At 59.5% G+C, this 16,147-nt stretch carries 15 protein-coding genes and 1 pseudogene; 10 read left to right on the top strand and 6 right to left on the bottom strand.

Features of this window, described 5'->3' with window-relative positions:
* Positions 1-758: 758 nt before the first annotated feature.
* The 3 genes and pseudogenes from FHT97_RS24640 (at position 759) to FHT97_RS24630 (ending at position 2,045) form a co-directional block, all read left to right on the top strand.
* Positions 759-1,136 (top strand): hypothetical protein, encoded by a 378-nt coding sequence (locus FHT97_RS24640; RefSeq protein WP_183864532.1) that lies wholly within the window; start codon positions 759-761, stop codon positions 1,134-1,136.
* 125 nt (positions 1,137-1,261) lie between these two features.
* Positions 1,262-1,592: pseudogene (locus FHT97_RS31630) on the top strand (substrate-binding domain-containing protein); the annotation flags it as partial.
* 240 nt (positions 1,593-1,832) lie between these two features.
* The gene (locus FHT97_RS24630) at positions 1,833-2,045 is read left to right on the top strand and encodes a hypothetical protein (RefSeq protein WP_183756403.1); all 213 of its coding nucleotides are present in this window, start codon (positions 1,833-1,835) and stop codon (positions 2,043-2,045) included.
* Positions 2,046-2,127: 82 nt separating this feature from the next.
* Here the strand turns inward: FHT97_RS24630 and FHT97_RS24625 are convergent, their stop codons facing one another.
* Genes FHT97_RS24625 through FHT97_RS24615 form a run of 3 tightly spaced genes read right to left on the bottom strand, consistent with a single transcriptional unit; the run spans position 2,128 to position 6,615 of the window.
* Positions 2,128-3,555, bottom strand: a complete 1,428-nt coding sequence (locus FHT97_RS24625) for a family 16 glycosylhydrolase (RefSeq protein ID WP_183756404.1) — start codon at positions 3,553-3,555, stop codon at positions 2,128-2,130.
* Between the two features lie 58 nt (positions 3,556-3,613).
* Positions 3,614-4,921 (bottom strand): HlyD family type I secretion periplasmic adaptor subunit, encoded by a 1,308-nt coding sequence (locus tag FHT97_RS24620; RefSeq protein WP_183756405.1) that lies wholly within the window; start codon positions 4,919-4,921, stop codon positions 3,614-3,616.
* Entirely contained in the window at positions 4,918-6,615 is a 1,698-nt protein-coding gene (locus FHT97_RS24615) for a type I secretion system permease/ATPase (RefSeq protein WP_183756562.1), read from the bottom strand. The genes FHT97_RS24620 and FHT97_RS24615 overlap by 4 nt, the downstream gene beginning before the upstream one ends.
* 615 nt (positions 6,616-7,230) lie before the next feature.
* Between FHT97_RS24615 and FHT97_RS24610 the strand changes: the two genes are divergently transcribed.
* Positions 7,231-7,812: a L,D-transpeptidase gene (locus FHT97_RS24610; protein ID WP_183756406.1), complete on the top strand. Its 582-nt coding sequence runs from the start codon at positions 7,231-7,233 to the stop codon at positions 7,810-7,812.
* A 362-nt stretch (positions 7,813-8,174) separates the two neighbouring features.
* Here the strand turns inward: FHT97_RS24610 and FHT97_RS24605 are convergent, their stop codons facing one another.
* Both FHT97_RS24605 and FHT97_RS24600 read right to left on the bottom strand, forming a co-directional pair.
* Complete coding sequence (locus FHT97_RS24605) at positions 8,175-8,654, bottom strand: MEKHLA domain-containing protein (protein ID WP_183864531.1); 480 nt, start codon at positions 8,652-8,654, stop codon at positions 8,175-8,177.
* Between the two features lie 88 nt (positions 8,655-8,742).
* Positions 8,743-8,940: a hypothetical protein gene (locus tag FHT97_RS24600; RefSeq protein WP_183756408.1), complete on the bottom strand. Its 198-nt coding sequence runs from the start codon at positions 8,938-8,940 to the stop codon at positions 8,743-8,745.
* A 266-nt stretch (positions 8,941-9,206) separates the two neighbouring features.
* On the opposite strand from FHT97_RS24600, the gene FHT97_RS24595 reads away from it, so the two are divergent.
* Positions 9,207-10,334, top strand: a complete 1,128-nt coding sequence (locus tag FHT97_RS24595) for an OpgC domain-containing protein (RefSeq protein ID WP_183864530.1) — start codon at positions 9,207-9,209, stop codon at positions 10,332-10,334.
* 169 nt (positions 10,335-10,503) lie between these two features.
* Here the strand turns inward: FHT97_RS24595 and FHT97_RS24590 are convergent, their stop codons facing one another.
* Positions 10,504-10,716, bottom strand: coding sequence for a hypothetical protein (locus tag FHT97_RS24590; protein WP_183756410.1), 213 nt, complete (start codon positions 10,714-10,716; stop codon positions 10,504-10,506).
* Between the two features lie 252 nt (positions 10,717-10,968).
* Between FHT97_RS24590 and FHT97_RS24585 the strand changes: the two genes are divergently transcribed.
* The 5 genes from FHT97_RS24585 to FHT97_RS24565 all read left to right on the top strand — a co-directional run bounded on the left by FHT97_RS24585 (position 10,969) and on the right by FHT97_RS24565 (position 16,136).
* Positions 10,969-12,495 carry an ABC transporter substrate-binding protein gene (locus tag FHT97_RS24585; RefSeq protein WP_183864529.1) on the top strand — a complete coding sequence of 509 codons (1,527 nt, stop codon included), beginning with the start codon at positions 10,969-10,971 and terminating at the stop codon, positions 12,493-12,495.
* A gap of 80 nt (positions 12,496-12,575) precedes the next feature.
* Entirely contained in the window at positions 12,576-13,517 is a 942-nt protein-coding gene (locus FHT97_RS24580) for an ABC transporter permease (protein WP_183756412.1), read from the top strand.
* A complete protein-coding gene (locus FHT97_RS24575) occupies positions 13,517-14,395 on the top strand; it encodes an ABC transporter permease (RefSeq protein ID WP_183864528.1) in 879 nt (292 codons plus the stop codon). Before FHT97_RS24580 ends, FHT97_RS24575 begins: the two co-directional genes overlap by 1 nt.
* A gap of 1 nt (position 14,396) precedes the next feature.
* On the top strand, positions 14,397-15,605 hold the full coding sequence (locus tag FHT97_RS24570; RefSeq protein WP_183756414.1) for an amidohydrolase/deacetylase family metallohydrolase: 1,209 nt from the start codon (positions 14,397-14,399) through the stop codon (positions 15,603-15,605).
* 33 nt (positions 15,606-15,638) lie between these two features.
* Positions 15,639-16,136 (top strand): RidA family protein, encoded by a 498-nt coding sequence (locus FHT97_RS24565; RefSeq protein WP_183864527.1) that lies wholly within the window; start codon positions 15,639-15,641, stop codon positions 16,134-16,136.
* Positions 16,137-16,147: the final 11 nt, after the last annotated feature.

Below are 16,147 nucleotides of genomic sequence, written 5' to 3'. Positions count from 1 at the left end.
GCCAATCTCAAAGAAATCTCTAGAGCGAAGGACTTCGTCGCCAGCAGCGCCGCCGCCCTCGTTCAGTGAGTGGGCTTATAGATCCTACCCCTTTTTCAGATCAAGAGGGCTTTTCAAAAAAAGAGAGAATTCTTACATCTCCCTGAATTTTAAAGGGAATTTTCAATAATGCTTTTTTGAGCTTGAAAACGTGCGCACAAGCACACCGGCTCCGTCCCAAACGAACTTGTTGCACATCGAGCGCGTGCCGGGATGTTTGACCCAGGTAAAAGGGACCTCGCACACGGAGCCAGCGATAGACCTCAAGCGATCGCAGCCAAAATGTTCGCACGAGTTCGGACAGGCAGAAAAGCCTCCCTTCCTCTGGCTCCTCTCAGGCAGGCCGGAGGCAGCGCTTCAGTCGCAGCCCACACGCGACGTGTGACTTGCCCCTGGTTCGACCCATCCGATACCGTACCACCCGTCACGGCCTTTTCGCTAATCAAATGGGAGCAGTGGCCCTGGCGCGTCCGATGAACAGCGGGCCGAGCGCAATGGCATGACAGTCGGACTGCTTGGCGCGTTCGAGACAGAACTCCAATAGGATGATGGATCGAAATATGGTTGGCTTGAACAAGCTTCCTCGTATTCATCGGGAACAACCGGACAACGGTAGAATCGAGTTTACACGACGTACCACAAACTGTAGCGAGCTCATTATCCTTAGTTGTCCTTCAGTGGACGTCGATCCCCCTTTCAAATCAGCGAGAACGTTCAGTGTGCCCTACTATCTCGTAACGCAAACACGGCTCGTCCTCGCGGACAGCGAAACTGAGGCAGCAGAACGGGCCTTCCTCGATATGCTTCAAGACACGCCATCGGCATTTGAGGTGAAGCCGAATGATGTCATCGCCCATCACGTCAGGCTGTGGGGCGGCCAGAAGCGTGCATTGATCGATGCGGCAAAGGCCAGGGAGGGCCTCCGCGTTGCGACGACCGATGACCAGGAACAATCGATCAAGGCCGAAACCGCACGGCCGGAGGAGATCGGGGAGCCGTCTTTTCACGACCAGCCTCCCACCGATTCTGACGAAACACCGCGGCCAATCGGGATCGCCCGCAGGTTTCAAAAGCTTCTGCGACTGATCCGACCGTAGTTTGCAAGCTTTGTCCGCCATTTCAGGCAGAGACACCTGGGACGATGGGAAAACGCAAAACTCTCCTATGAGGACGAGTTGGTGCGCATCGGCAATTTCCGTGAACGGGATGCCTAGCCATCGACTATCTTATCAGCGTCGGCCATCGACGCATTGGCTAAATCTCGGGTTCACTGGACACGTCGACCGGTCGCAGCAGGCTTTCGGGCTATCGCGACGCGCTTGTAATACCGCCATGCAGCTCCTTGTGCTGCCAGATTTTGCGGAGTGGGATCTTTTCGGCAAACAACCTGATGGTGATCGGCGTGCTGAAGGCGATCCGCGACATGGGCTACCTGCCCTGACGACATCTCGGTATCGAGCTTTGACGATCTTCACTGGGCCAACGTCTTCCAGCCGAACCTGACAGCCATTCCCCAACCTATGCAGGCTATTGGCGAACATGCAGCGAGCTTATTCTGGATCCGCCGGCCGTCTGACGGTACGTGAATCCTGCCAGGCCCTCTCAAGGCCGTCGGAAAAGAACTGACCGGAGCAATCGAACGGACTGGGCCCTGCGACTGGAAAGACATTTCCCTTCCGTGATACCAACGTTCCTTTTGGATAGCTCAATCTTTTTCGGAACGATGGCCGGGACCGCGCGTTTATGTGTTTGCGATATTTCCGTCGCAGGAGCTGAAAGGATGTGATCCAACAATGGAAAGCACCGAAGGCCGCATGCTCGCTGAGGAATATCTCCGACTCGGCGGAAAAAGAAGGGTGAAGATTGACGACGATCACCAGACCGTTCGCGTCTGGGAGCCCGACCCACCCGAAGCGGAGAGGTTTTGGCACGACCGTATCGAGCGACTGGAGGACCGCCTTCGCAAGGACGTGGAGTTCTTCCTGCCGTCGATTAACTCGCCGTGAATGGAACTGCTTTCGATACTGCAAGGACCGCCCGGCGAGGGTGACGCCGCGGGACGTCGAACGCCCGCGACTTCACTACCGCTCAGACATGCCAGTCACTGGTGCTGGCCGCGACATGCACCGGACTGTCGGACAGAGCGTAAGCCCTGATATAGTCGATCTGCATATCCGAGCCGTGTACCAGACCATCCTTTGGCGTTCCCGCAGCCCCCCCGACCGCAAGGTTGACCAGCATGTACATCGGGTCATGCATATCCTCTGGCGTGTCGGTCTGCGCGACGGCGACATCATCGAAATACCAAGTGACATGATCCTCGTCCCACAGGACGCCGTAAGTGTGAAACCCGTCCGTGCTGGGCACCTTGACCGGGAAGGACGTCATCGTATGTGCGCCGCCGTGTTCGCTGTGGACGGTTGCGTTGATGACGTTCGGTTCCTGTCCGCGCATCTCGACCACGTCGAGTTCAGGCGGCCACGACCCGTCCTCCGGCAGAAGCCAGAAGGCAGGCCAGACACCCTGCTCCGTTGGCATGTCGGCCCTGATTTCGAAATAGCCGTAGGTCTGGGCAAAGGATGAGTGGGTATTCAGGAGGCCCGACGTATAGTCGTAGCCATTAATCTGTGACTGGAGCGCCTGCGATGCCGGCTCCGCCGAAATCGTCAGGATGCCATTGTGGATCGAGAAGGGATTTGCCGCGGCGGTTGGCGCGTAAGACGGATTGATGTACCACTGCAGCTCCCCGTTGCCCGTCAACGTGCTGCCGCTTTCCGGCGCCCACCAGAATTTGGCATCCCACGTCCCCTGGCCGCCGCTGCGCAGCGACAGGCTGTTGAACTCGTCGTCGAAGCTCAGCGCCAGATGGGAACGGTCAAGCGTCAGCTGGAACTGGCTCGCCTTGAGGTCCGCAACCTGGGTGTTGGCGAAGACAAGGCTCTCGCCACCGCCGAGATCCAGCCGCAGGTTGGCACCCTCCTGGGTGGTGTGCGCCAGAACCTGATCAAACGACGAAAGGCCGTAGCCATTGAGCCTAACGGTGTCGTCGCTGCTGAAGTCGACGATCAGATCACTGCCGTGGCCACGGGTAAAGAGGAAGGCATCAGCCCCGCCTCCCCCGATTAGGACGTCGTTGCCGGCCCCCCCGTCGATCGTCTGGCTTCCCGACGCACCGGAAATGATGTTATCCGTTGCGTTGCCGAACGCGTAGCGTCCGTTGCCGGTCACCGTCAGGTTTTCGAAGTTGACGGGCAGCGTATAGCTCATCCATGTGTTGATCGTGTCGACACCTGCGCCGGGAGCCTCAACCGCCCGGTTGATGCCGGAATAGAGGTAATAGATATCGTCGCCGGTCCCGCCCTGCATTGTGACATTGACCGAACTGTCGCCCCATATGGAGTCGTTTCCCGCCGTGCCGTCCAACACCGGACCCGAGCCGGTCGCCGAAAACCATGCTGTCGACGGACCACTGTAATAGAGCGTTTGTCCGACTGCGTTCTGTACTGACTTTGCCATTATCAACTCCTTCGGATTAAGACATGCCTCATTGGGTTCCTCCTCCCAGAACGGTTGCCTACTCCTCCCGAAATGCGCGCGCCAACTGGTCCGTTAACGGTTTTGCAAGATAGGCCAATGCCGTGCGATCGCCGGTCTCGATGAAGGCTTCAACCGGCATTCCGGCAACAGGTGACAGCTCCCCGAGCCTCTTCCATTCGGTCACGGCAACAGCGACACGCAAGGTATAGTAGGGTTGACCCGAATGAGCGTCCGTCGTCAGATCGGCGGCAATGGACGCAACCCGCCCCCGCAGTTCGGGGGTCGTCCTCGAGCTGAAGGCAGAGAACCGGAGGATCACCTCCTTGCCGACGGCCACCTGATCGATATCCTGCGGCGACAGTCGAAGCTCCGGCGTAAGCACGTCGTGATCGGGCACGATCTGCATGATCTTTTCCGCAGGCCCAACCACGGCGCCCGGCGCGTGAACGGCCAGTTGATGGACGATGCCGTCCTGCGGCGCCTTAATATCGACGTGATCAAGTTCGTCCTCTATTGCAACACGCCGTTCTGCGAATTCGCTGCTGTCACTTTCCGCTTGCCTCAGTTGCTCGGAGACTTCGCTCCTTTGGTCATCACCCACCTGAATGATCTGCAGCTCCGTTTCCGCGACCTTCCCTTTCACTTCTGCACTCGACGCGATGAGGCTGCCAAGTTCGCCGGTGAGGTCGGCTGCATCCCGCTGCAGGGCGTACACTCTCGTTGCGGGAATGACGCCCTGCCTGAGAAGCGGTTCCAGGCTGGCGAGTTCCTTCTCGATAATGGTGATTGCCCGGCGCTTGCCGTCCTGCTGCGCGATCAATCCTTCGGCCTGCTGGTTCAGTTGGCTGACCCTTTCCCGCAATTGCGCCATACGTCCCCGCAGGGAGGCGCGGCGGTCATCGAACAGCCTCTGCTCACCCCTTTCCAGTGCGGCAGCCTCGCCCGGGTTTTCATCGCCAAGGGCTGCCGGAAAGGCGATTGCATCGACGCCGTCCCGCTCCGCTGCCAGGCGCGCCGATCGCGCTGCCAGCTCTTTTAACCGTCTCGACACGATCGCAAGGCTTGCTCTCGTCTGCGTATCGTCGAGGTGAAGGACGACCTGTCCCGCGACAACGCGATCGCCGTTGCGCACGAAGACCTGCCTGACCGTCCCGCCCTTCTGATGTTGAACCGGCTTGACGTAGCTTTCGACGACAAGCGTTCCTCGTGCAATCACCGCACCATTGATACGAATTGCGGACGCCAGGCCGCCAAGCGCACCGACGAGAACGATGGCTGTTGTCAGAGAAAGCACTGTGAGACGGCGAATTGCTTTTTCCGGTGATGTCGCAGACAGCCTGATCATGATGACAGCTCCCCACCCGCACGCAAGAGCCTTACGAAGGAACCTGAAACGGCCGTCGACTTTGGCGCCGTGTTGAGGACCGCATGCGGCGGGCCGAAGGCCTTTGCGCGTCCACCTTCGAGAACGAGCACCTTGTCGACCCCGGCAAGCGCATTTTTCCGGTGGGCGATGACCAGCACGACACCCTTGCGCGAGCGCACGTTCTCGATTGCCTGGGAAAGCGCAACTTCGCCTTCCGCATCGAGATTCGAGTTCGGTTCATCGAGGACAACCAGGAACGGATCGGCATAAAGTGCTCTTGCCAAACCAATGCGCTGCCGTTGTCCTGCAGACAGGACAGCACCCCTTTTGCCAATCTGCGTGTCGAATCCCAATGGCAACCCGACGATCATGTCGTAGACACCAGCTGCTCGCGCGGCGGCAATGATCAGATCGGAAGGAGCGTCTGGGTCGAACCGTGCGATGTTTTCGGCGATCGTCCCATCGAACAAGGCGACATCCTGCGGCAGGTAGCCGATATGTCGACCAAGTGCCGCTCGCGACCATTGCCCAAGCGAGGCCTTGTCGAGCCTGACGTCGCCGGCAAAGGCTGGCCACAGACCGACGATCCCCCGTGCCAGTGATGACTTTCCCGACGCGCTCGGGCCGACAATGCCGATCGCTTCGCCGGCATGCACATCGAACGACAGGCCGCGAATGATCGGGGTCTTTGACCCCGGTGCACCGAGATGGAGATTGGTGACCGTCAGCGAGCCCTTGGGCGCAGGCAGCTCGACGTCATGTCCGGCGTCGTCGGCGTCGGGTGCCTCCTGGTTCAAGCGTGACCAGGCGTGTCGCGCGGCGGCAAATCCTCGCCAATGCGCAATGGCAAGTTCGATCGGTGCAAGTGCTCGACTGACGAGAATGGAGCTCGCGATCATGATACCTCCCGTCGCTTCCTGGCGAATGACCAGGACCGCACCGACCGCAAGCACCGCTGACTGAAGAAACATCCGCGCCGATCGCGAGAGCGTCGAAAGCGTATTGATGAGGGTCGAACTTTGCAGGTGACTGTCAAGGTGACGCTGATTGAGGCCGGCCCACCGTGTCGAAAGCCTGGCTGCAAAACCCATGGCGACCACCGCTTCCGAATTACGCCTGACGGCGTCGGCAAAATCCATCCGCTCGGCAAGGAGGGTAGCCGTCTCAGCGATCGGTTTCCTGGATTTGAGTTCGGCCATGCACGCGAGGCCCGCCAGAACAAGGGCGCCTGTCGCTGCGGTCACACCAATCCAGGGGTGGAAGAGAAAACACAAGGCAAGATAGAACGGCATCCACGGGAGATCGAAAAGAGCTCCTGGGCCGGAGCCGGACAAAAAACCGCGCACAGTATCGATATCGCGGATCGACTGGACTCCCGCATCTTGAGTCTGCTTTCTCGATGCGGCGAGCGCGACCTCGGAAAAGGCTCGGCCGGCAAAGCGCTCGTCGACGGTTCGCCCGACCTGCCCGAGCAAAAGCGAGCGTGTGAGGTCAAGCAGCCACTGGAAGGCGAACAGCGTGACAACGATTGCGATCAGTCCAATCAGGGTCGGCAGGCTCCGGCTGGGAATGACCCGATCGTAGACCTGCAACATGAAAAGCGAGCCCGTAAGCCCCAGGATGTTAACGAGGCAGCTGGTCACGCCGATTCCGAGAGCGCCGCCGCGTAGCATCGACAGGAGGCCAGGGATCGGCCGTCGCCTGATGGGGAGGTTGCTTTTGGACACCTGTGCTCCTTCTGGCTTCGGGACATCTCGCAGCAATCGACTGCAACCCCGTGTCGTTTTCTGCCTCTTTCGCCTCTCAGACTGAGCCAAAAGAAGACGAATGACGACCTCAAACCACGCTCGCCGCCAGCCCATGCCATAGGTCGGATAACGAGGTGTTAAGCGCAAAGCACACGTCCAGTGACAGGTCCCAGACAGACTGTCCGCATTCGCACGCGACGACGTTATTCTGAGTGTTCCTCAAATATCGACGTGGTCGGCCGCAGTGCGCCGGGACTGATAGTTGCATCTTCGCCACAAAACTACCTGAGTGCGAGCAGCCGGACAGTCTTACCGCGGCGTAATCAGTATCAACCATCTGCGCCCGTCGTCTCGAAATGGCGAGAACACGGATCGACCGGGATCCGCGTCGAATTTTTGAAGTATGTCCCAGCTATCGGCCGGCAATTCCGGGATTTCAGCTTTCCTCCTCTGGATCACACTGAATCCCGGGGGGTCGGATGCCTCAATGCCGCCACAGAATTCCCGGCTAACTTGTACTTAAACGGGCGGATAGCAAAAATGAAGTTTCTGATTCTTGTTGCGGCAGCTTTTTTGCTGTCTGTGTGCCAGTCGAGTGCCCAGATCTACGGGCCATATGACGACTACGACATCTACGGCGATGACGGGTACTACAACCCTTACATGCCACCTCCCTACTATGGAGAGCCGCTGCCCGAGCGTCGAACCCAGACGAGGAGGGCAACCGGCACGATCGAGATCGCAACTCGCGAGCATACGCTTGTCTACACCACCCCGAGAGGCAAACAGCTGGTCTATCCGATCGCCGTCGGCCGCCAAGGCAAGCAATGGTTTGGCACGACGCGGGTGACATCGAAGACCAAGCACCCCGTGTGGCGACCGACGCCGGACATGCGGCGCAAGAATCCGAGACTTCCTGCGGTCGTTCAGCCTGGTCCGTCCAATCCGCTTGGCACGCGGGCTATCTATCTCGCCGACGGCCTGCTTCGCATTCATGGTACCAACGATCCGCGGTCCATCGGCACGAACGCCTCGAGCGGCTGCTTTCGTATGTACCGTGAAGATGTCGAGGAGCTCTACGACATGGTCCAGCCGGGCACCCGCGTGATTGTCCGGCGGTAGGCTGTCTGCTTACTTGCTCGCGATGCTCAATGCTGCAAGCTGGGCCAATCGGCGGGATGGCGGACAGTCAGTCATGATCTGGTCGGACTCGGTCGTCGCAGTGCGCGCTTCGAACGTCCGATCGGAAGGTACAATGACTGAGAAAACTTTGAGCCGACCAAAGGGCGCGAGATCGGAAACTGGCCGATGCCGAGCTTTGGATGAGCCTCGAGCAGGAACGTCGGTACAATCCCCTTATCAAGATCACGTCGTGCGAGAGACATGCCCGGCATCATCGGAAACGAACGGGCCGATGCACCCGGTGAGCAAGGGCCGCTATCCGTTCGGCGCTCCCGAACGCCCGTCGTGAATCTCCCACCCACCTACAGGTCGGTCCAGCTCGAAAACGCTGCTGCCTGACCATGTCTATCGCCCGCCTCATCGATGAGTTGCCAGACCACACCATGCTCCATCCAGAAGCGTTTTCCTGATTTCTTGACCCGAATACCCCGGTAGTCAGCGATGAACCCCTGACGCTCGACGGCCTCGAGAAGCGACTGGCGCTCCGCCCGGTCCGGCGCTTCCGCAGACAATCGCGAGGGCATCCCGATGAATTCGTCCCACGCATATTCGAACCGCTGCTGTGCGGCGATGTTGGCGTAGATAAATCGTGGATCAGGCGCGGTATCATGGGCAAGGATGACGGTCGACGTACTCCGGTATAGCGAGTCGGGCCCAAAGCTTTGTCCATTGCCCATTTCCAGAAGCGGCCTTCCAACCAGCCGGAGAAAGCTGCCCATGAGCAGTTTGAAAAATTCAGGATCGATCGCAAGGCCGGTCGGTTCGGGCAACTCGGTTCTCATGCCTCAGTTTATCCTCTCCCGGGTCGTCCGATGATGCACGTGGAAATCGAGGCGATGCGCCCATGGCGTGCCGTGAAAGAATGCAAAGTCAGGCATCAAACAACGACGTCGGCAAGGTGTAGGTGAACCGGCCAGGCTTTGCCAACTGCATGGCGACAGCTTCCCGCAACAGCGCAAAACGCAGTTCCAGCGCTGTGACATCAGGTGACCGTGGCAGCGTCGCCAGTTCATTAGCGAAAAGATCGAACTCGCGCCCCAGCGCTGTCTCATGAAAAGGTAGGCTCATGTTCCTTGGCCTCGTAGATTGCCTGAAAGACTCAACTCCGCAGATTTACATCGAGGCATCAACGACCTCCTCACCCGCGTAGCGACATGCTGAATACCCAGTTAACAGCGCAGGCGCGGGTTGAACAATAGCAATATCTCGGACAGGCATCAGTCAGCACAAGGCGGATAACAACATGAACCATGCGTTCATCTGGGCTTCAGATGGGGCTGCTTAACGGTTGCCTCATCGTCATATCCGCAACGAATCGTCGGAACAATTTAGCAATGCCTCATCCTCCCTCTCAATCGGCCGGCCGCGATCGGCGTCTCGATTTCTTCCGGGGAATCGCCCTGATCATGATCTTCATCAATCATGTGCCTGGCAATTTTCTCGAAGGATTAACGTCGAAGAACTTCGGCTTTTCCGATGCGGCAGAGGCCTTTGTGCTGATGTCCGGCATGTCAGCCGGGCTCGCCTATTCGAGTGCCTTTGGGCGGGACGTTATGGTGGCGACCGGGCGCATTCTGCGCCGTGCACGACATCTTTACGGTGTGCATCTCGCCACAACCGGCCTCGCGGTCGCAATCCTCGTGACCGGCGACCATTTTCTTGCGACCGGCGCGCTGTCGGACCGTGTCAACCTCGGCTCCTACCTGGAAGCGCCCTGGAAAACCGCAGCCGGTTTCGTGGCGATGACCCACCAGCTCGGCTATTTTAACATCCTGCCCCTTTATATCTTGCTGCTTGCCGCAACACCGATCTTTCTCGCAATCGGCTCGATCAGTCGTCCGGCGCTGATTGCGGTGTCTGTCAGCATCTGGGGCGCTGCAGGCTACTTCAATATCAATCTTCCCAACTTCCCGACGGAAGGGATGTGGTTCCTCAATCCATTCTCGTGGCAGCTCATTTACTGCGTCGGTCTGTGCGCGGGCATGGCATCGAGGAAACAGGAGACTTTCGTCGGATACAACCTGACGCTGATGACGGCATCGCTTGCCTACCTCGCCTTCTCGCTTTTCGTGATCGTGGGCCAGCACTACGAGTTGACGAGCTGGGGCAACCATCCGGCGTTCCTCGTTGGCTTCGACAAGGCTACCCTTCCGCTTCCTCGCCTGCTCCACATCCTGGCTCTCGCCTACGTCGTCTCGCAGTTGCCGATCTGTGCTCGGATTGCTGCAGAAGAACGGCTTGGCGCCGTCACCGTCCTCGGAAAACAGGGGCTTGCGGTTTTTGCCTGGGGCTCGTTGATCTGCATCGCCTTGCAGGTTCTTCGGGAGGCCTATCAGTTCCCGCTGCTACTCGAGGCGGCCACCCTTGCAGCCGGGCTTGCGGCACAATATGTCGTTGCCGAGCGCCTGCAAAATTCCAAGCTTTCCGCTCGCGCCGCAACGCAGGCGGCCAGAGCCGAATAGACAGCCGGAGCCGCCATTCAACCGGCCTCGGCCCGTCAGTCAGACCTAAGCCGCGCCGAGCGCCAGCATCGCAACAGCGATCCAGAACAAGACGCATACCTCCGCCGCAACCAGGTAACCCATCGCCCGATCACTCATCAAAGTCCCTCCTCCAGGTCCTCAGAAGCATTCAATCAACCAGCACGTGCCTCTCTCTCCAGGCAGCATCCCGGGTCTGCAGCAATTCGACGTAGCGTTTCCGAAGCGTTTGGATGTCGATGTCGGCCCGAGCCCATTGGCCCAGCCAGCCCTCGAATTCCTCGGATGTCTCCAGCGGGCATCCGGCCTGCCTGACGCGGCTGAATGCCTTGGCTATCAATGCATGTCGGGCTTCGATTGACATCAAATTCCCCTCCAACAGCGGCCTGCCTCGAGGGCACAGTAAGGGGCAAAAGCCCTCCTGGCGCCAGCAACCATAAGGCGACCCGCCCTATATAATTTCAGGCGTTGCTAAGTTTCTGCAGCACCCTTGGCCGAGGGCGTGGCCGGCTTTCCAGAGCAGACGAGACGATCCTGCATTGACAGGACTGACCCGCCATGTATTCTTTTATAAAAGCGCATATAACATAATTGTGGAACAAATCGGGAGTTAGATATGAGATGGAAGCTCGCATTCCTCGTCAGCACGGCGCTGATCGCAGCGCCGTCGCTTCTGCTGGCGCAGGAAAAAGGCGGCGTGATCAACGTCGCGACGATCGGCGAACCACCGACACTCGATCCGATGACATCGACGGCCGACCTTGTCGGCATTGTCACCCAACACATCTTCGAAACGCTCTACACTTTCGACAAGAGCTGGGCCGTGACGCCGCTCCTGGCAGAGGCGCTTCCCGAGGTCAGCGCCGACGGCAAGACTTACACGATCAAGCTGCGCACCGGCGTCAAGTTTCACGACGGAAGCGACATGGCATCCGATGACGTCGTGGCCTCTCTCAACCGTTGGACCAAGCTTGCCTCGCGTGGCAAACAGGCTGCGGCCTTCATCGAGTCGATCACCGCGACCGACCCGTCAACCGTTACCATCAAACTGAAGCAGCCTTACGCGCCGCTGGTCTCGCTGCTTGCCTTCAACAATTCCGCGGCGATCATCATTCCTGCGGAAAAGCAGGCCGACACGATGAGCGAATTCATCGGCACCGGGCCCTACATGCTGAAGGAGCGCAAGGCTGACCAGTATATTCAGCTCGTCCGCTACAATGACTACAAGCCACGCTCCGGCGAGAGCGACGGTTACGGCGGCGCCCGCCACCAGTATCTCGACGAAATCCGCTTCGTACCCGTGCCCGATGCGAATACCCGTGTCGAGGCGGCTGTCTCCGGCCAGTACGACTACATCGATTCACTGCCGGTCGAATCCTTTGACAAGCTGACGACGTCGACGGCAACCCAGCCTCTGCTGCTGAAGCCATTCGGCTATCCGGTTTTCGTCTTCAACACCGCTGCCGGCGTCACGAAAGACGTCGCGATCCGCAAGGCGGTCCGCCAGGCACTCAGCATGGAAGACATGATGGCCGCAGCCTTCGGCGGCACCGACTTCTACACGGCCGACGGCAATATTTACCCAAGCAACTTCGCCTGGAGCACTGATGCCGGTGTCAAGGGAAACTACAATATTGCCGATCCCGAGGGCGCCGCAAAAGCTGCCAAGGAGGCCGGCTACAATGGGGAGCCGATCCGCATCCTCACCAGCCGCCAGTACGAGTTTCACTACAAGATGGCCCAGGTCGCGGCCGAATACCTGAAGCTTGCCGGTTTTGCGGTCGACTTGCAGGTCGTCGACTGGGCGACGCTGACACAGCGCCGAACCGACAAGGGGCTGTGGGACATCTATATCAGCCATAGCCCGTTCCTTCCGGAACCGGCTCTTATCGGCTCCCTCTCCCCGAGTTCGCCCGGCTGGTGGGATACACCGGCGCGCAAAAGTGTCTTCGATGCCTTCACGACAGAAGTGGATCCAAAGAAGCGCGTTGAGCTCTGGGCCAATGTCCAGAAGACGATGTACGACGAAGTTCCGTTCATGAAGATTGGCGACTTCAATGCCGTCTCGGCCATGTCGACAAAGCTTCAGGGTGTCGATCCCGCGCCCTGGCCTTACTTCTGGAACGCGTCGATCAAAAAGTAGGCCGAAGGCGCGGCGGGTGCCGGCCGTGAGGCCGGTATCCGTCCATGATCCCGCTCCAGCGGACATAGGAGCCGCTTTCCATGATACGCTACATCCTCCAGCGCCTCCTCGGCATGATAGTTGTGATTTTTCTCGTCGTCACGATTGTCTTCGTGATCGTGCGCGTCACACCCGGCGATCCGGCCGCAGTCATGCTCGGCCCCGATGCAACGACCCAGGACGTTGCCGACCTGCGCGCCCGGCTGGGTCTCGACCAGTCGATCGTCGTCCAGTACTTCTTCTATATCGGCCAGCTCCTGAAGGGAGACCTCGGCCAGTCGATCTTCCTCAACATGCCGGTCACGTCGGCCCTTCTCGAGCGCGCGGAGCCGACCTTCTTCCTGACGATCTTCTCGCTCGTGATCGCAAGTGTCATCGCGCTGCCGATCGGCATCTATGCCGCATATCGGCGCGGCTCCTTTATCGACCAGTTGTCGACCACCATCGCCATGCTGGCTGCGAGCATCCCGAGCTTCTGGCTCGGCCTCATTCTCATGCAGTTTTTTGCCGTGCGCCTGAACGCCTTTCCTGTCTCGGGCTATGGCGGTCCCGGCGCGTCCTTTTTTGAACGCATGTACCATCTGACATTGCCGGCCTTCGCACTCGGTCTCGTCTCCTCCGCACTAATCCTGCGCTTTACCCGCGCCTCGATGCTCGACGTGCTGGGCGACGACTATATCCGTACCGCAAGAGCCAAGGGACTGGTCGAACGCAAGGTCGTGCTCAAGCACGCACTGAAGAATGCACTGATCCCGATCCTGACCGTTCTCGGGCTCACCGCAGCCGTGCTGATCTCCGGCGCCGTGGTAACCGAGACCGTGTTTGGCCTGCCTGGCGTTGGCAATCTTGTCGTCTCTGCCGTTCTCAGACGCGACTATCCCGTCATCCAGGGCGCGTTGCTGGTGATTGCCGGCCTCTACGTCCTCATCAATTTCGCGATCGACATGCTCTATCTGCTGGTCGATCCAAGGGTGCGTTACTGATGGCCGATATCGCAACCACAACCGAGAAAACCCCACCAAGCGAGCGCAGCAAATTTCTTCGCCGCCTCCTCAAACGCAAGACGGTCGCCGCCGGAATCCTCGTCCTGACCATCTTCGTGCTTCTGGCGGCGCTGGCCCCCTGGATTGCGCCTTACTCGCCCTCGAAGCTTTCGATCGTCAACCGGCTCAAGGCGCCAAGTGAGCTGTTCTGGTTCGGCACCGATGAGTTCGGCCGTGATGTGTTCTCGCGGACGATCTATGCCGGCAGGCTCTCGCTCCTGGTCGGGGTGGCCGTTGTTGCGCTCTCCGCCTTGATCGGCGTCACGCTCGGACTGCTCGCCGGCTTCTTCAAGAAACTCGACACGCCGATTGCCCGGCTGATCGACGCCATGATGTCGTTTCCCGACATTCTTCTGGCGATCGCGCTTGTCGCCGCGCTCGGGCCGTCGCTCACCACTGTCATCGTTGCGCTGTCGATCGTCTACTCGCCGCGTCTGGCGCGGATCGTTCGCGCCTCGACCCTGGTGATCCGCGAGCTCCCCTATGTCGAAGCAGCGCAGGCGCTCGGCATTTCCACCTTCCACATCATGACGCGGCACGTGCTTAGAAACCTGCTGTCGCCGATCATCGTACAAGGGACTTTCCTTTTTGCCAGCGCCATGCTTGCCGAAGCCGGTCTTTCCTTCCTTGGCCTCGGCGTCAGCCCCGAAATTCCGACCTGGGGAACCATGATCGCAGCCGGCCGTCAGTATATCGGCCAGGCCGACTGGATGACCTACTTCCCGGGCTTCGCCATCATCCTCTCCGTGCTGTCGCTGCAAATGGTCGGCGACGGTCTGCGGGACATGCTCGACCCAAGACTTCGAAAGGACCTCTAGAATGACCGGTGAAACAGCGGGCAAGCCGCTTCTCATCACCAACGTCAAGCCAATGGCTTTTGGTGCCGCTTCGCCATCCGGCACGACGGATATCCTTGTCGGTGCCGATGGAAAGATTTCTGCAATCGGCCCGTCGCTTCCAACCCCTGCGGATGCCTCTCGCATCGATGCGAAAGACGCCTGGATTTCACCAGGCTGGGTAGACCTCCACGTCCATATCTGGCACGGCGGGACCGACATCTCGATCCGCCCGTCGGAATGCGGTGCCGAGCGGGGCGTCACGACTCTCGTTGATGCCGGTTCGGCCGGCGAAGCCAACTTCCACGGCTTCCGCGAATACATCATCGAGCCGTCGAAAGAGCGTATCAAGGCGTTCCTCAATCTCGGCTCGATCGGCCTTGTCGCCTGCAATCGCGTCGCTGAGCTTCGCGATATTCGCGACATCGATCTCGACCGCATTGTCGAGTGCTATGCGCAGAACAGCGAGCACATCGTCGGCCTGAAAGTGCGTGCGAGCCATGTCATCACCGGCTCGTGGGGCGTGACACCCGTGAAGCTCGGCAAGAAGATCGCAAAGATCCTGAAGATTCCGATGATGGTGCATGTCGGCGAGCCGCCTGCGCTCTACGACGAGGTGCTGGAGATCCTCGGCCCGGGCGATGTCGTGACCCATTGCTTCAACGGCAAGGCGGGCTCGAGCATCATGGAGGACGAGGACCTTTTCAATCTCGCCGAGCGTTGCGCTGGCGAAGGCATTCGCCTCGACATCGGTCATGGCGGGGCGTCCTTCTCCTTCAAGGTGGCAGAAGCGGCGATTGCACGTGGCCTCCTGCCGTTCTCGATCTCGACCGACCTCCACGGTCACTCTATGAACTTCCCGGTCTGGGACCTGGCAACGACAATGTCGAAGCTCCTCTCTGTCGGCATGCCTTTCGACAAGGTCGTGGAAGCAGTGACCCACGCGCCGGCCTCGGTCATCAAGCTGTCGATGGAAAACCGTCTTTCCGTCGGCCAGAGGGCGGATTTCACCATCTTCGACCTCATCGACGCCGATCTCGAAGCCACCGACTCCAATGGCGATGTTTCCCGCCTGCAGAAGCTGTTCGAACCGCGCTACGCGGTGATCGGATCGGAGGCGACCACCGCCAGCCGCTATATTCCGCGTGCCCGCAAGCTTGTCCGCCACACTCACGGCTATTCGTGGCGTTGAGCGCAAGGTCAAAACCCGCAGATAGGAGCAGACGTGAACACGTCACCAGCAAAGGCCGCGGCAGCGGTGCAAACGCCTTATGAGCGCCTCGCGGCGCTCGGCATTACCTTGCCATCAGCACCAGTGCCGATCGCCAACTTCATCACCCACGTCCGCGAGGGCAATATTCTCTACCTGTCGGGCCAGGGCCCGCGGGAGGCGGATGGTCACCTCCATGCCGGCAAGGTCGGCAGCGATGTCAGTACGGAAGAGGCCTACCAGCATGCACGGCTTACCGGTATCAATCTGCTCGCCGTCATGCACGACGCCCTCGGCGACCTCTCCAGGGTAAAGCGGGTCGTCAAGCTGCTTGGCATGGTCAACGCCGTGCCGCACTTCGAAAACCATCCAAGCGTCATCAACGGATGCTCGGATCTGTTTATCGAAATCTTCGGGGAGGCCGGCCAGCACGCTCGCTCGGCCGTCGGCTTCGGATCACTGCCCGGCAACATCACCGTCGAGATCGAGGCGATCGTCTCGCTGAACGATTGAGGAGACCTTGA

It is taken from the genome of Rhizobium sp. BK399, assembly GCF_014194695.1.
GTDB lineage: Bacteria > Pseudomonadota > Alphaproteobacteria > Rhizobiales > Rhizobiaceae > Rhizobium.
Note: the sequence above shows the minus strand (reverse complement) of the source record. Positions and strands in the feature narration are given on the sequence as shown.

Coding starts and splice junctions, on each gene's coding strand:
- FHT97_RS24630 (WP_183756403.1), top strand. CDS start 1,833: ATGGAAAGCACCGAAGGCCGCATGCTCGCTGAGGAATATCTCCGACTC.
- FHT97_RS24625 (WP_183756404.1), bottom strand. CDS start 3,555: ATGGCAAAGTCAGTACAGAACGCAGTCGGACAAACGCTCTATTACAGT.
- FHT97_RS24620 (WP_183756405.1), bottom strand. CDS start 4,921: ATGATCAGGCTGTCTGCGACATCACCGGAAAAAGCAATTCGCCGTCTC.
- FHT97_RS24615 (WP_183756562.1), bottom strand. CDS start 6,615: ATGCTACGCGGCGGCGCTCTCGGAATCGGCGTGACCAGCTGCCTCGTT.
- FHT97_RS24610 (WP_183756406.1), top strand. CDS start 7,231: ATGAAGTTTCTGATTCTTGTTGCGGCAGCTTTTTTGCTGTCTGTGTGC.
- FHT97_RS24605 (WP_183864531.1), bottom strand. CDS start 8,654: ATGAGAACCGAGTTGCCCGAACCGACCGGCCTTGCGATCGATCCTGAA.
- FHT97_RS24600 (WP_183756408.1), bottom strand. CDS start 8,940: ATGAGCCTACCTTTTCATGAGACAGCGCTGGGGCGCGAGTTCGATCTT.
- FHT97_RS24595 (WP_183864530.1), top strand. CDS start 9,207: ATGCCTCATCCTCCCTCTCAATCGGCCGGCCGCGATCGGCGTCTCGAT.
- FHT97_RS24590 (WP_183756410.1), bottom strand. CDS start 10,716: ATGTCAATCGAAGCCCGACATGCATTGATAGCCAAGGCATTCAGCCGC.
- FHT97_RS24585 (WP_183864529.1), top strand. CDS start 10,969: ATGAGATGGAAGCTCGCATTCCTCGTCAGCACGGCGCTGATCGCAGCG.
- FHT97_RS24580 (WP_183756412.1), top strand. CDS start 12,576: ATGATACGCTACATCCTCCAGCGCCTCCTCGGCATGATAGTTGTGATT.
- FHT97_RS24575 (WP_183864528.1), top strand. CDS start 13,517: ATGGCCGATATCGCAACCACAACCGAGAAAACCCCACCAAGCGAGCGC.
- FHT97_RS24570 (WP_183756414.1), top strand. CDS start 14,397: ATGACCGGTGAAACAGCGGGCAAGCCGCTTCTCATCACCAACGTCAAG.